The 12,982-nt window shown below is 66.2% G+C and carries 15 protein-coding genes and 1 pseudogene; 8 read left to right on the top strand and 8 right to left on the bottom strand.

Features of this window, described 5'->3' with window-relative positions; genetic code table 11:
• Positions 1 to 93: 93 nt before the first annotated feature.
• Positions 94 to 543: a hypothetical protein gene (locus ACQP0C_RS31695; RefSeq protein WP_433725916.1), complete on the bottom strand. Its 450-nt coding sequence runs from the start codon at positions 541 to 543 to the stop codon at positions 94 to 96.
• Between the two features lie 188 nt (positions 544 to 731).
• On the bottom strand, positions 732 to 1,955 hold the full coding sequence (locus ACQP0C_RS31690) for a cytochrome P450 (RefSeq protein ID WP_433725914.1): 1,224 nt from the start codon (positions 1,953 to 1,955) through the stop codon (positions 732 to 734).
• A 206-nt stretch (positions 1,956 to 2,161) separates the two neighbouring features.
• Between ACQP0C_RS31690 and ACQP0C_RS31685 the strand changes: the two genes are divergently transcribed.
• Together ACQP0C_RS31685 and ACQP0C_RS31680 are read left to right on the top strand one after the other, a co-directional pair.
• Positions 2,162 to 2,857, top strand: coding sequence for a helix-turn-helix domain-containing protein (locus ACQP0C_RS31685; RefSeq protein ID WP_433725912.1), 696 nt, complete (start codon positions 2,162 to 2,164; stop codon positions 2,855 to 2,857).
• 173 nt (positions 2,858 to 3,030) lie between these two features.
• Entirely contained in the window at positions 3,031 to 4,416 is a 1,386-nt protein-coding gene (locus ACQP0C_RS31680; protein WP_433725910.1) for a flavin monoamine oxidase family protein, read from the top strand.
• A 30-nt stretch (positions 4,417 to 4,446) separates the two neighbouring features.
• Here the strand turns inward: ACQP0C_RS31680 and ACQP0C_RS31675 are convergent, their stop codons facing one another.
• Positions 4,447 to 4,893 carry a hypothetical protein gene (locus ACQP0C_RS31675; RefSeq protein ID WP_433725908.1) on the bottom strand — a complete coding sequence of 149 codons (447 nt, stop codon included), beginning with the start codon at positions 4,891 to 4,893 and terminating at the stop codon, positions 4,447 to 4,449.
• Between the two features lie 241 nt (positions 4,894 to 5,134).
• Positions 5,135 to 5,815, bottom strand: coding sequence for a TetR/AcrR family transcriptional regulator (locus ACQP0C_RS31670; protein ID WP_433725906.1), 681 nt, complete (start codon positions 5,813 to 5,815; stop codon positions 5,135 to 5,137).
• Between the two features lie 67 nt (positions 5,816 to 5,882).
• Between ACQP0C_RS31670 and ACQP0C_RS31665 the strand changes: the two genes are divergently transcribed.
• Positions 5,883 to 6,992, top strand: a complete 1,110-nt coding sequence (locus ACQP0C_RS31665) for an FAD-dependent oxidoreductase (protein WP_433725904.1) — start codon at positions 5,883 to 5,885, stop codon at positions 6,990 to 6,992.
• A gap of 30 nt (positions 6,993 to 7,022) precedes the next feature.
• On the opposite strand, the pseudogene ACQP0C_RS31660 reads toward ACQP0C_RS31665, so the two are convergent.
• A pseudogene (locus ACQP0C_RS31660) lies at positions 7,023 to 7,152 on the bottom strand (alpha/beta hydrolase family protein); the annotation flags it as partial.
• Positions 7,153 to 7,182: 30 nt separating this feature from the next.
• A complete protein-coding gene (locus ACQP0C_RS31655; RefSeq protein WP_433725902.1) occupies positions 7,183 to 7,764 on the bottom strand; it encodes a helix-turn-helix domain-containing protein in 582 nt (193 codons plus the stop codon).
• 138 nt (positions 7,765 to 7,902) lie between these two features.
• Here ACQP0C_RS31655 and ACQP0C_RS31650 point away from each other — a divergent pair, with 138 nt between their 5' ends.
• From ACQP0C_RS31650 to ACQP0C_RS31640, 3 genes are read left to right on the top strand one after another with little or no spacing between them, the layout of a single operon-like run.
• Positions 7,903 to 8,529, top strand: coding sequence for a class I SAM-dependent methyltransferase (locus ACQP0C_RS31650; protein ID WP_433725900.1), 627 nt, complete (start codon positions 7,903 to 7,905; stop codon positions 8,527 to 8,529).
• A 24-nt stretch (positions 8,530 to 8,553) separates the two neighbouring features.
• Positions 8,554 to 9,039 carry a DinB family protein gene (locus tag ACQP0C_RS31645; protein WP_433725898.1) on the top strand — a complete coding sequence of 162 codons (486 nt, stop codon included), beginning with the start codon at positions 8,554 to 8,556 and terminating at the stop codon, positions 9,037 to 9,039.
• 21 nt (positions 9,040 to 9,060) lie between these two features.
• Positions 9,061 to 10,077, top strand: a complete 1,017-nt coding sequence (locus tag ACQP0C_RS31640; RefSeq protein WP_433725896.1) for an alpha/beta fold hydrolase — start codon at positions 9,061 to 9,063, stop codon at positions 10,075 to 10,077.
• 381 nt (positions 10,078 to 10,458) lie between these two features.
• On the opposite strand, the gene ACQP0C_RS31635 is transcribed toward ACQP0C_RS31640, so the two are convergent.
• A complete protein-coding gene (locus tag ACQP0C_RS31635) occupies positions 10,459 to 11,154 on the bottom strand; it encodes an SDR family NAD(P)-dependent oxidoreductase (RefSeq protein WP_433725894.1) in 696 nt (231 codons plus the stop codon).
• 106 nt (positions 11,155 to 11,260) lie between these two features.
• On the opposite strand from ACQP0C_RS31635, the gene ACQP0C_RS31630 reads away from it, so the two are divergent.
• Positions 11,261 to 11,869, top strand: a complete 609-nt coding sequence (locus ACQP0C_RS31630) for a TetR/AcrR family transcriptional regulator (protein ID WP_433725892.1) — start codon at positions 11,261 to 11,263, stop codon at positions 11,867 to 11,869.
• 271 nt (positions 11,870 to 12,140) lie between these two features.
• Here ACQP0C_RS31630 and ACQP0C_RS31625 read toward each other — a convergent pair whose 3' ends face one another.
• Positions 12,141 to 12,515: a winged helix-turn-helix transcriptional regulator gene (locus ACQP0C_RS31625; RefSeq protein ID WP_433725891.1), complete on the bottom strand. Its 375-nt coding sequence runs from the start codon at positions 12,513 to 12,515 to the stop codon at positions 12,141 to 12,143.
• A 94-nt stretch (positions 12,516 to 12,609) separates the two neighbouring features.
• Between ACQP0C_RS31625 and ACQP0C_RS31620 the strand changes: the two genes are divergently transcribed.
• On the top strand, positions 12,610 to 12,957 hold the full coding sequence (locus tag ACQP0C_RS31620) for a VOC family protein (RefSeq protein ID WP_433725889.1): 348 nt from the start codon (positions 12,610 to 12,612) through the stop codon (positions 12,955 to 12,957).
• Positions 12,958 to 12,982: the final 25 nt, after the last annotated feature.

Genomic DNA, 12,982 nt, shown 5'->3' with positions numbered 1-12,982 from the left:
TGCTGACCAAGCTGCAGCGGAAAGGCGTACACCTCACCCACCACCTGAGTTGTCGAGACAAGCGTGCCGGGTTATTGGCATGTCAACAACCTGCTACCTGTCGACGCTGTCGGCGAGACCGAGTCGAACGTCCATCAAGCGCTGCGGTTTCGCGGTCCCGAACGCGTAATACCGCAATCCGTTCGGAGTCTCGGCCGCCACCCGCACCGCTGCCCGGGTGATCGCGTTGATCTCCTCGGCCGCGGCGACACCCGGCGGAAAGTCACGAAACACTATCTCGCCACCCTCTATGGTCTCCACCCGGCTGCGCGTTGCCTCGAACCACCCCTGAGCGACGAAACCTTGCTCGTCCGCCGGAACGATCACCCACACGATGCCAGTCGCATGCGGATGCAGCATCGGCAAATCGGCAGCGAGTGAAGCGAACAGCCGCTGCACATTTCGATCGAAGGACTCCCAGTCGGTGGCCTTCGGATCCGACGGAAACCACATCCGTCGATATCGGCGCGACTCGTCGTGCCATCCGGGTGGATCCGCCAGCACTCCAACGGCTCCCAATCCACGTCCCACTTGGCGTTGAAACCGTCCTCGTTCTCCTTCGCCTCGGTCGGATACAGATCCATTTCCAGCAGACCTGTCCCCAACCGCGCACCCCGCGACAGCATCAGCGTCGTCGCGCTCCACCGCCGGGTGGCGAAGGCCTCGGGACCGCCGACATTCGGGCGATTCTCCTACCAGGTGACCGGAAGCCGTTGCACACCATGAACGCCGATGCCGTCCGGACGCATCCGGATCTCGTCCGCGGGCACTGCAAGCTGCAGGGTTGGAAGCCGGGATATCAAGGCGGGCAGTGCGGTTCGCATTTCGATCCGGGCCAGGTGCTGGCCCAGGCACTGATGGATGCCATATCCGAAACCCAGGTGTCCCACCACATTACGCCGCAGATCGAGACTGTTCGGATGGTCGAATTTGGCCGGATCGCGATTGGCTGCCTGCAGCGAGAGCGCCACTGTCTGACCGGCTCTGATCACCTGTCCACCCAGTTCGACATCCTCCAGGGCGGAACGGGTCAAGGTGTGGACGATAGCCAGGTAGCGCATCAGCTCCTCGACCGCTCGATCGGCGAGATCGGGATCGGCGCGCAGTGCGGCTAGCTGGTCGGGGTGGTGCAGCAGCGCAAAAGTGCCCATTGCCAACATATTCGAAGTTGTCTCGATTCCGCCGATCAGCAGCAGCACACCCACTCCGGTGAGCTCACGCCCCGCGAGATCGGTGCTGGTCAAATCGCTGAGCAGGTCATCGGTCGGTTCGGCGCGTTTGGCGGCGACCAAGTCCCGCATGTATTCCTGTGACTCCTCGATGGCGGCGATACCCTGTTCGAGAGGCACGTCCGGATCGCTCAGCTCGGCGACCAGATTGGCCACCAGATACTGGAACCGATCCCGATCGGCTTCGGGCACACCCAGTAGTTCACAGATCATCAGCGCCGGAACCGGATAGGTGAACGACTTCACCAGATCCACCGGACCACCGGTTCGTTCCATCGCGTCCAGGTATTCGGTGCTGATCTGTGCCACCCGCTCGGTGAGCAGTTGCATCCGTCGGGCGGTGAACTTGCTGGTCAACAGCTTTCGGTAGCGGGAGTGCTCGGGTGCGTCGAGATTGAGGAAGTCGCCGGGCGGTGCCGGGGGCAGTGGGCCGAGATCGGCCAGCGCAGAGTGCATGAGCTCGGATCGCGCACTGAAGCGCGGATCGGCCAGGATGGCGCGCACAACGGCATGCCCGGTCGCCAGCCAGCCGTGGTGGCCGTCCGGAAATATCATGCGGGTCAGCGGATTTCGCTCACGAAACTGCGCCAGTTCGGTGGGTGGATCGAGGGGCGGTCCGGGGGAGGGGTTGTAGGCAACGAGAAGGCGGTGGTCAACGACTCGGTCATCGGATTCCTTCTGGCGCACGAGTTTCAGTTTGAACCGAACGCTAGGCTGCATTCAGAGACTACTCAACATGGACCGCGCAGTAATTCATGATTACTGCAGATAGATGCGATTTCATCCGTGCAATGACCTTGCCGTCGAACGCAACATCGGGTACCCGACATGCAATGAGATGTCGCTGAACGCATACTGACACCGCGCGACGAACCCGAAGGAGTACTGCACCGATGCCAGGAGGCAGGCTCACCCTGCACGAGCGGGAATGCATCGCGGCCGGACTGGCCGATGGGCTGGGATATACCGAGATCGCGCGCCAGCTCGAGCGGCCGGCCTCCACGATCAGCCGAGAGGTGACACGCAACGGCGGCCCCGGCCGTTATCGCGCCGACCGAGCTCACCGGGCCACTGCGGTGCGGGCACGGCGAAGCAGAGCGACCACAGCGCAGCAATCGGGCCCAGCTTCAGCGGGACTCACGGTCGACAACGATGCGGTGCGCGATTTCGCGACACACTTCACCGAGTTGTTCGTGAACGACGGTATGCCTCGGATGCAAGCGCGGGTGCTGACTTGTCTGCATCTCACCGACTCCGGCAGTCTCACCGCCGCTGAATTAGCGCGTTGGCTCGAGGTGAGCCCGGCCTCCATCTCCACCGCCGTCGGCGCGCTGGAGAAACGGGATCTTATTCGCCGGGAACGTGATTCGCGACGCCGCGATCAATACTGTATCGACGACGACACCTGGTACCGCACCACGCTGAACCTGGCCCGCGCCACCGAAGAACGGGTCAAGGCGGCTCGTCGCGGGGCCGAAATACTCGGTGTGGCAACGCCTGCGGGCGCCCGGCTGAACGAGATAGGACGATACCTCGACTACGTCGGGCGGGAGATGGTCCTGGTCGTCGAACGCTGGCACCGCTCGTGAGCGAGGTTCGATGGTGGAATATTCTGTGTCGCCGCCGGGATTGCTATAGAATTGCTGGATAATTCGAGCCTGATCGAAGGCGATTTTGCACCTGTTGTGTCGAGGGTGCGGCAAGCAGTGCGCGTGGCCGCACGGCGGCTTTGCGCGGAACTTCAACACGAGGGCGGCGTTCCATGACAGACGTCGACTATTGCGTAGTTGGTGGGGGATTTGCGGGATTGACGGCCGCGCTGCGGCTGAAACAGGCGGGTCGTTCGGTGGCGCTGCTGGAAGCTCGCGACCGGCTCGGCGGGCGCACGTTCACCGAGGTGCGCGCGGACGGGTCCTGGATCGATCGTGGTGGCGCGTGGATAGGGCCGGGGCAGGACCGGATCTATGCATTGATGAACGAGTTCGGGGTCTCGAGTTACCAGCAGTACACCGACGGCGAGGCCATGATGATGGTCGACGGCAAGCAGCACCGCTATACGGGCACGATCCCGTGGACGATGAGCCCTTGGGCGGCGATGAACCTCGGTGCGGTACTTCTCGAGCTGGGACATATGTGCAAGTCGATTCCCCTCGAAGCTCCGTGGTCGGCGAAGAATGCCGACAAGTGGGATCGGATCAGTCTGGCGCATTGGCTGGACAGCAACACTCTGTCCAAGCCCGCCCATGACCTCCTCGAGACCGCGATCGCCGGCTGCTACACCTGCGACGCCTCGGAGGTGTCGTTGCTCTTTGTGCTGTACCAGATGGCATCGGGCGGCGGGCCCGGCTTCGTCCTGGGAGTCAAGGACAGCGCTCAGGATGCTCGACCGGTCGGAGGCATGGGTGCCATCTCGGGGCCGATGGCGGCCGAGATCAGCGATTCGATCCACCTGTTGCAGCCGGTCCGGCGCATCCGTCAGGACGTGGACGGGGTGACGGTACGCTCCGACGAGTTGACCGTGCGGGCACGCCGGGTGATCGTGGCGGTTCCCCTTGCGATTGCAAGCCAGATTCTTTACGAGCCGATGCTGCCGGTCGATCGTTCGTTCTTGCATCAGCGGATGCCGAGCGGCTCGATCTTCAAGATTGCGGCCGTGTATGACGAACCGTTCTGGCGTAGTGACGGGTTGTCGGGACAGTCGGTCGCCCCGGGGTCGCCGGCGACCATCACTATCGATGCCTGCACCGACGCCGCGCGACCCGGGATCCTGTGTGTGATCACCGAGGGGCCGATCGCGCGGCAGATCGGACAACTCGATGAGCCTGAGCGGAGGACGGCGATACTCGGTGCGCTCGTCGAGCGGTTCGGCGACAAGGCTCGCTCGCCCGTCGACTACATCGAGCAGAACTGGAGTGGCGAGCGCTACTCCGGTGGCGGGATGCTCAGTCACGCACCAACTGGTGTGCTGACACAGTTCGGCCATGCCCTGCGCAAACCGTGCGGCCGCGTCCACTGGGCCGGAACCGAGAGCTCTGCGGTCATGTGTGGTTGGGTCGATGGAGCCATTCGCTCGGGTGAGCGGGCAGCGAGCGAAGTAATGGAACACGACACCGTGACCGTGGCCGGAGGAAGGTCAACTGATCGTTGAAGCCCATGTGCGACAGGGCTGGTGCACGTTCTAGGCGAGCTTCGTGTAGGTCAGGTCGAAGTCCGTCTTCCAGGTCCTTCGGTCCTCGGCCAGCTCCCAGCGCCCCTGGATCGTGGTTCCGTCGTCGGAAAATCTGCCGGTGAATCGCTGTGCGAAGGGCTCGCCGTCGCGCTGCAGTGTCCAGATGCCGTCGGTCAGGGTCATTTCGTAGATGCGCTGAACGTCGCGGTCGTCGGTGTAGAGCTGGTAGTAGGTGTCGCTCATGCCATCGCAACCGATGATCGCGACACCGTCGGGAGCCTCGGGCAGGTCGATATGCCAGCGCTGGACCAACAGCGGTGTGCCCGTGAGCCATTCGAAGGTGACGCGGCCCGCACCCGGCCACGGCGGCCCGCCGGGAGGTCCGGCCTGCATCGTCCATTCCCCGACGAAGACCTCCAGACGCTTGCGTGCCGATTCGTTGGCGGACGGGTTCATCGCGCTCTCCTCTCGGATGGGTCACTGATATCGACGCCGCGAGACGATCGGACTCATCGGTGCCCAAGGTTGCAGCTGAAATCGAGATCGTAAAGGTGCGGTCGGAGAGGTCGCGGTTCGCGATCGGAGTCAGCTGTGTCCGGCGAGGTTCGGACGAAGTTGCCGAATCCGATTCTGGATGATGTTGGTGTGTCGCAGAATCGGCGGCGATGACGACCGGACTCCACGAATCCGGCGCGCGTCAGCCCGAGATGTGCGCCTCGATTCCGTCGAGGAGGAAGTCGAGGCCGGTCCGGAAGGTTTGGTCGGCGTCCAGATGGGCGCCGTCGCGTACGACCGTGGCCAGCGCGGGGAATCGGCCTGTTGCGAACGTCCGTTCCAGATAAGGCCCGAAGGTGGCCTGCCACTGCTGCTTGTCCATCCCGGTGGCCCGCTCGGCGCGCCGCTCGGTGCTCTCCCGGCGCACCGCGCCGATCACGTACGCATTGACCGCGTCGACCACCGGCATGACGGTGTCCACGTCGACGCCGCCCATTGCGGCCACCACAGCCTCGCCTCTGGCCAGCGCGTTCGGCCCGAGCTGGGGCCGCCCACCGATCAGGTCGGCAAGCCATTCGTGCTGGTGAGCGGCTTGTCGGGTGGTTTCGGCAAGGGAGCGCAGCACCTCTCGCCAACCGTGTCCGGCCGGCCGGATCTCGGCGTAGACCGCATCGACCATCAGGTCGAGCAGTTCGTCCTTGGTGGCGATGTAGCCGTACAGCCGCATCGGCCCAACGTCCAGCGCGGCGGCGACCTTGCGCAGTGACACCGCCTCCAGGCCGTCCGCGTCGGCCAGCCGGATCGCCGCTCCTACGATCCGCTCCCGGCTCAGCGGGGCCAGCACCGGTCGATTCGGTGGCTCTGGCCGCTCCCACACCAACATGCCGCTGACGATACATCGAATGGTGCGATACAGTGTATTGGAGAATACGCTGTATCGAAGGGGAATCATGACCATCGCCATCGTCGGAGCCGGACTGGGCGGCCTGACCCTCGCCAGGGTGTTGCACGTGAACGGCATCGACGCCGTCGTGTACGAGCGTGAACTCTCGCGCGTCGCACGTGGTCAGGGCGGCATGCTCGACATACATTCCGGGCAGCGAGCGCTGCGTGCGGCCGGCCTGATCGACCAGTTCCACGCGATCGCCCGCGGCGAAGGGCAGGACATGCGCCTGCTGGAGCCGGACGGCACCTTGCTGCTCCAGGAGGACACGCCCGACGACGCCCCGCTCGAGCGACCCGAGGTCGACCGCGCCGATCTGCGCAACCTGCTGCTGGATTCCCTCCCCGAAGACGTGGTGCGCTGGGGGCACGCATTCGAATCCGCCGACAGCGGCCTGCTGCACTTCGCCGACGGCAGCAGTGCGACGTATGGCCTGCTCGTCGGCGCGGACGGCGCGCAGTCCCGGGTCCGCGCGCTGCTCACCGACGCCCGCCCGACGCATATCGGCCAGAACGTCGTCGAGGTCGGCATTCCCGACATCGACCGCACGCACCCCGACCTCGCGGCGATGGTCGGGCGCGGCAACTACTGGGTGCTCGGCAACGGGCTATCCCTGGCGGCGCAACGCAACGGCGACGGCCGCGTTCGCATCGGCCTCAGCTTCTATAACACCGCCGAGGACTGGTTCGCTACCAGCGGGATCCCGTTCGACGACCCCGCCGCCGCCCGGGCGCGGCTGATCGACCTGCTGCCCGGCTGGGACGCACGGTTCACCGCGCTGATCGCGGCCTGCGACGACACGATCGTGCCGCGCTCGATCACCACGCTCCCGGTCGGCCTGACCTGGCCGTCGACGCCAGGCGTCACGCTGCTCGGCGATGCCGCGCACCTGATGCCGCCGGTGGGCGAGGGCGCCAACATGGCGCTGCTCGACGGCGCCCTGCTCGGCCTTGCGCTGGCCGCGCACTCGGACGACTTTCCCACCGCCGTCAAGGAATACGAACGCGAGATGTTCGAACGCACCAGCGCTGCCGCCCGGATGTCCGCACGCATGCAGGAAGTCCTGACATCGCCGGACGCCAGCCGGAGAATGCTCGCGTTCTTCCAGCCGAGCTGAAATGTAGCCGGTTACGGTCGGACCGTGGCGGGCTGCGACGAGGTTGTCGGACTCGGCGCGGACCACGCGAACGTCGTTGGCGCCCTGGATCACCAGCAGCGGGGTGCGGATTCGGTCCCGTGTGTGATGGTGAGCGGGCGAGCGTGTCGGCTTCCTGTTCGGTCGGGATCGAGCCGGCTCCCGGGGGAACTCACCGACGCGGGTCGGCGCGTACATGCGATCGCAGACCCTGCAAGCCGAACAGGATGAGCAGCTCGACCGTGGCGCCGTCGGCGCTGCCCAGCCAGTGGGGTACGGAGGTATCGAATTCCGCGGCCTCGCCGGGCGGCAAGGTCAGGTCGCGCTCGCCGACTACCAATCGGAGGCGGCCGTTGAGAACATACAGCCACTCGAAGCCGTCGTGCGTCTGCGGCGTCGGCTCCAGCGGTGCCGGACGCGCGGGAATGATCATCTTGAACGCGTGCACCCCGCCAGGCCGCCGGGACAGTGGCACGAAGATCATCCCGAACCGCCGGATCGGTTTCAGATGGATTCGGGGATCGCCGGTGCGGGGCGCACCGACGAGGTCGTCCAGCGGCACGTCGTAGGTGCGAGCGAGCGGCAGCAGCAACTCGAGGGTTGCCCGGCGCTGCCCGCTCTCCAGCCGGGACAGCGTGCTCTCGGAGACGCCGGTCGTCGTCGCGAGGTCGGCGAGGGTGATGCCGCGCTCGCGCCGTAACGCGCGCAGCCGCGGGCCCACCGCGTCGAGCACGTCATCGGTTTCGGGGTCCATGCGCCCATCTTGCCGGAACCGCAAGATTGCGTGCCAGATCGTGCTTTGCCGGATGAGACTGAGTCCTACCCACCCCGCCGTCTCCGCAAGCTCCGACGGCTTGCCATCCCCGAAGCCATTCCGACAGTAGGAGTCTCGATGACCACCGCCGATGCGGTCACATTCTGGAACGGCGTATATGCCGACCGGCCAGCACCCGCGGACCCGCGCCCGAATGTTCTTCTCGCCGAGACGGTTCCGGATGTGTCACCCGGGGACGCACTGGACCTCGGCTGCGGCGACGGCGGCGACGCGTTGTGGCTGGCCCAGCGCGGTTGGCGGGTGACCGCCGTCGACATCTCGGCCGTGGCGATCGAGCGGCTCGCCGGCCTCGCCCGCGCGCAGGGCTTGGACGACCGGATCGCCGGCGAGCGGCACGACCTGCGCGAGTCCTTTCCCGCGGGGCGGTTCGACCTGGTCTCCGCTCACTACCTGCACACCCCGTTCGACTTCGACAGAGTCGCCGTCCTGCGCCTGGCCGCCCACGCGTTGCGGCCGGGTGGGCGGCTGCTGGTCGTCGACCACGGCTCGACCGCGCCCTGGTCGTGGAATCAGGATCCCGATGTCCGGTATCCGTCCCCGCACGAGGTCGCGGCCGGAATCGACCTGGACCCTGCGACGTGGACGGTCGAGCGCGCCGACGCGCCCCGCCGTAGCGCGACGGGCCCGGACGGGCGCATCGCCCAGGTCACCGACCACGTCCTGCTCATCCGCCGCACCGCCTGACCCCCACCCGAGAAGGAGATCACCGTGCCGACCACCAAGCGCCGCAACGACACTCCGCCGCCCCAGACCGAAAGCAGCGAGGCCGAGGTGCTGCGCGGCTTTCTCGACTATCTGCGGGCCGCGATCGCCGCGAAGGTCGAGGGCGCCCCCGAACCGCAGGTGCGAACGGCCGCGGTGGCGTCGGGTACGAACCTGCTCGGCCTGCTCCGGCATCTCACCTTCGTCGAGCGCTCGATGTTCCTCGGGGACCGGGTCACCAACTGGCAGGCGACGTTTCAGGCCGCACCGACCGACACCGTGGCCGACGTCGTAGCCAGCTATCGCGAGGCGGTCGAGCGGGCCAACGAAATACTCGACGGCTGCACCGATCTCGGCGCACCGGTTCCGCGGCCGGGCCGTCCCGCTCCCAGCCTCCGCTGGGCGCTCACGCACATGATCGAGGAGACCGGCCGTCACGCGGGCCACGCGGACATCCTCCGCGAACTGATCGACGGCACGACCGGCCGCTGACACCACCCAGGACAGGACAACATGATCACCGCAACCCGGCCGCACGGCTTGCTCCGCGCCACGCGCGCGGTCGCCACCATCGCACTCGCGATCCTGCTCATGATGGGGACCGCGGCCTGCTCCACGACAATCCCCGCCGTCCCCTCCTACGCCGCCGCAACGCACGGGGATCCCAAGTTCGAGAACGCTTTTCAGCACAAGTTCGTCGACGTCGACGGCGTTCGTCTGCATTATGTGACCGGCGGTAGCGGCTCGCCGGTGGTGCTGATCCACGGCTGGCCACAGACCTGGTACGGCTGGTGGCCGATCATGCCCGCACTCGCCGAACACCACACCGTCTATGCCGTCGACCTCCCCGGGCTGGGCGACAGCACCGGCGCACCGACCGGCTACGACAAGGCCACCCTCGCGCGGTACGTGCACGCCCTGATCGCCGATCGGCTCGGCGTGCGAGATGCCCGCGTTGTCGGACACGACTTCGGGGCCGCCGTCGCCTTCGAGTACGCCGCCCAGTTCCCTGCCGATACCGCACGTCTCGGCTACCTCGACCTACCGCTGCCCGGCCCCGCGATCGATGCACGCACCTACCGCTCATTGAGCTGGCACATCGCCTTCCACTCCCAGCGGCGGGTGCCCGAAGCGGTCGTCGGCGACCACGTCCGCGAGTACCTGGCCATGTTCTACCCGCAGGTTTCCTTCGGCGGCACGGCATTCGGCGGCACCTCGCAGCGGTCCCCGTTCACCGACGCCGAGATCGATGAATTCGCACGCACTTACAGTCGGCCCGAGGCCCTGTCGGGCGGCTTCGAGCTCTACCGCGCCCTCGACACCGACGTCCGCGACACCGCAGCAGCAGCGCCGACACCTGTCCCGACCCTGCTCATGACCGCCCAGGGGCAACTCGACGCAGTCCGAGCCACCATCTCCCCGCGCCTGACCAACATCGCGCGAGCCGTGGACGTCCCGCACGCGGGGCACTGGCTCGTCGAGGAGAATCCCCAGTTCGTCACCGCGGAACTCGAGCACTTCCTCGACTGACGACGCCCGGTCCGGGTGGCAACTACGTCGCGTCAGCGGACAGATGTGGCGGCAGGGCCGCGCGAGCCACAGTGGAATCCGCGCAACATGCCCGGCCGTTCATCGAAAGGACCGTGACATGACCGACATCCGATGCCCCCGGATGCGCCACGCCGCCCGCGCGTTCGCAGCTATCACGGCCGAAGTCGCCGCCGGGCCCGAAGGAATTCGACTGCGGGGCGGGGTTTCCGCTGCCTCGCACCCGGCGACCAAAGGCTCGACAAGTCGATGACCGCCTGTCCGACAGCGTATCTCGCGTCACAGCCGGTGGTCGATAGTGCCGAATACGGGATACCGGTGCTCGGCGGATGGCTCGACAGCTCGATCAGCGCAGGTGTGGCTCTACCACGGGACGGTCCGGCCGTGCCGATCCAGGAACTGCAGGCCGGGTGCGCCGGCCTGGGTCTCGAGGACATCGGCGACGGCCGGGATGCTCTCCTGCGGGGTGAGAGGCGCGTCGGGTCCGCCGAGCCGGGTCCGGTTGTGGCCGGGGTCGATGAGCAGTTTGGTGTGTCCGTCGCCGGTATGGCGGGTGGCGTAGCTGCGCATCAGCTGGTTGAGCGCGGCCTTGCTGGCCTTGTAGAGCTCATAGCCGTCCTCGGTGTTCCGCGAGATGCTGCCCTGCTCGGAGGACATGACCGCGACGGTTCCGCCGGGCACGACGAGCCCGCGCAGGGCCTCGAGGACGCGCAACGGGCTCAGTGCGTTGGTGATCATCACTTCGGCGAACATGTCGGTGGGGACCTCATCGATCGGCAGATTGCCGCGGTCGATGGCGGCGTTGACGAAGAGTAGGTCGAGTCGGTGCCCGTCCAGTCGCTCGCGCAGCGCGGCCACCTGTTCGGAGCTGGTCATCTCCAGCGTTTCGATATGCAGCCGTCCATGGGAGGCGTCGGAATTCACTGGCAGCTCGCCGCCGCCGCGGCGCGTGGTGGCGATGACTCGCCAGCCGCGTCGAACGAGCTCGCCGGCCAGGACAAGGCCCAAGCCTCTGGAGGCCCCGATGACGAGCGCTTGACGGGGGGACGTGGTGGTCATTATCTGCTCCTACCTGAGGAAATATTAAATAGACGCAACGTTGCGTCTAGACAATATCATTACGCCGCTGACCGGTCGCGGCATCGCCGACCGGTAAGGTGACCCCATGCCCGCCCCGGACTCCCAGCCCAGGACGCGCTCGGGCAACCGTCGCGACGAGGCTGCGCGGCTGGCCGTGCTGCATGCCGCGGACGATCTGGTCGTCGAGCACGGCTTCGGCGCCCTGACCATCGAGGCGATTGCGCGTCGTGCCGGCGTCGCCAAGCAGACGATCTACCGCTGGTGGCCCTCGAAGGTCGAGATCCTGCTCGACACGCTCATCGAAGACAGCGACAAGCACCTCCCCGTCCCAACGGATAAGCCCACAGCAGAAAACATCCGCGCGTACATCCGCGGCTTCGCCCGATTCCTCACCCGCGAGCCTGCCGGCAAGGTCCTGCTCGCACTCATTGCCGAGGCGCAGCACAATCCCGGCACGGCCGAGAGCTTCCACACGCGCTATCTCGATCCGCGCCGCGCTCTAGAACGCGACATGCTCACGCGCGCAATCGCCGCCGGTGAGATCTCGCCCGAACTCGGCCTCGACGCCACTCTCGATGCCCTGCTCGGCCCGCTCGTCTATTGCGCTCTGACCGGGGCGAGCATCCCTCGTGCGCTCACCAGCCGCCTGGTCGAGGACCTGCTGAAACCCCTGCTTTCAGCTCCTCCCAAGTGAGACGGTGCCCTCTCGTTCCCATTGGCTATCGCGCTCGTACCGCACGTTATTCAGCTTCCAGCGCTTGCCGAAGTCGGCGCTTCGCTGTGCGCGTACAAGCCCATTGCATGCCTTGTCCACTGCGACACGGAACATCCGCACATGCCACGGGGCGCGCCGGTTAGCCGTGCGAGATGCGCTGCGGCACAAAAGATATCCGGTCATGGCTCGTAGCCGATTACCGCGCGTTGAACGGTGCTGGTGGCTGGCGCGGTCGAGGGACGCGGGTGGGTCAGTGAGTTGTTCGTGGACCGGCACGATTTGCGGGTGCATCGAGTAGTCGGTCCAGGTGGGTGCGCGACCAATCGCACAGCGCGTGGATCGCGTCCACAAGCCTTGTTCCGGCCTCGGTAAGGGAGTAATCGACGCGAGGATTGGCGGTACCGTGGTCGTATCGGGCTATGAGACCATGGTTTTCGAGCTCGCGCAGGGTCTGCGTGAGCATCTTGTAGCTGATGCCGTCGACTGCGCGATGCAGCTCACGGAAGCGGCGGCGGCCCGCACCGATCTCCTCCAAGACCTGTAGGCCCCACTTCGTCGACACCACGGCGAACACCCGCAGTGCGATATCGCGTGCGCGCTGCTCTTCGTCGTCGTCGCCGAGCATCGGGAACCACCGCTCACTTTCAAGTGCGTACTGCTGCCGCCGATAACTTCACCGTAGCGTCTCGGACATGCAGATCCTGAAGACCTAGGCCCGCTTGTTCGTCGCTGACCTCGACACTGCCCTGCCGATCTACGAGGGTATCGTCGGTGCCCCAACGGATCTGCGGTTCAGCTTCGAGCAGACGGAGATCGCGGCGGTCGGCGATTTTCTGCTGATCGCGGGCTCACCCGAACATATCGACCGCTATCGCTCGACAGTCGGGCCGGTGATCGTCGATGACCTCGACCAGTTGATCACTCAACTCACGGCATCAGAAGCCGCCGTGACCGGTGGGCCGTTCACCAGCGAAACCGGTCGATTCGCCTACCTTCGCCACCCTGATGGGACAGATGTCGAATACGTCGAATGGTCGCCGCAGGTGCGGACCCGCGTGCTCGGCTGAGCTCGGGGCGGCCGAGCAGGGGGAC

The organism is Nocardia sp. CA-129566 (genome assembly GCF_050956075.1).
Taxonomy (GTDB): domain Bacteria; phylum Actinomycetota; class Actinomycetes; order Mycobacteriales; family Mycobacteriaceae; genus Nocardia.
This window is presented reverse-complemented; position numbering and strand designations above follow the sequence as displayed.

What these genes read in the sequence shown, in the direction of transcription:
- ACQP0C_RS31685 (WP_433725912.1), top strand. Translation starts at nt 2,162, where the DNA reads ATGCCAGGAGGCAGGCTCACCCTGCACGAGCGGGAATGCATCGCGGCC.
- ACQP0C_RS31680 (WP_433725910.1), top strand. Translation starts at nt 3,031, where the DNA reads ATGACAGACGTCGACTATTGCGTAGTTGGTGGGGGATTTGCGGGATTG.
- ACQP0C_RS31675 (WP_433725908.1), bottom strand. Translation starts at nt 4,893, where the DNA reads ATGAACCCGTCCGCCAACGAATCGGCACGCAAGCGTCTGGAGGTCTTC.
- ACQP0C_RS31670 (WP_433725906.1), bottom strand. Translation starts at nt 5,815, where the DNA reads ATGTTGGTGTGGGAGCGGCCAGAGCCACCGAATCGACCGGTGCTGGCC.
- ACQP0C_RS31665 (WP_433725904.1), top strand. Translation starts at nt 5,883, where the DNA reads ATGACCATCGCCATCGTCGGAGCCGGACTGGGCGGCCTGACCCTCGCC.
- ACQP0C_RS31655 (WP_433725902.1), bottom strand. Translation starts at nt 7,764, where the DNA reads ATGGACCCCGAAACCGATGACGTGCTCGACGCGGTGGGCCCGCGGCTG.
- ACQP0C_RS31650 (WP_433725900.1), top strand. Translation starts at nt 7,903, where the DNA reads ATGACCACCGCCGATGCGGTCACATTCTGGAACGGCGTATATGCCGAC.
- ACQP0C_RS31640 (WP_433725896.1), top strand. Translation starts at nt 9,061, where the DNA reads ATGATCACCGCAACCCGGCCGCACGGCTTGCTCCGCGCCACGCGCGCG.
- ACQP0C_RS31635 (WP_433725894.1), bottom strand. Translation starts at nt 11,154, where the DNA reads ATGACCACCACGTCCCCCCGTCAAGCGCTCGTCATCGGGGCCTCCAGA.
- ACQP0C_RS31630 (WP_433725892.1), top strand. Translation starts at nt 11,261, where the DNA reads ATGCCCGCCCCGGACTCCCAGCCCAGGACGCGCTCGGGCAACCGTCGC.
- ACQP0C_RS31625 (WP_433725891.1), bottom strand. Translation starts at nt 12,515, where the DNA reads ATGCTCGGCGACGACGACGAAGAGCAGCGCGCACGCGATATCGCACTG.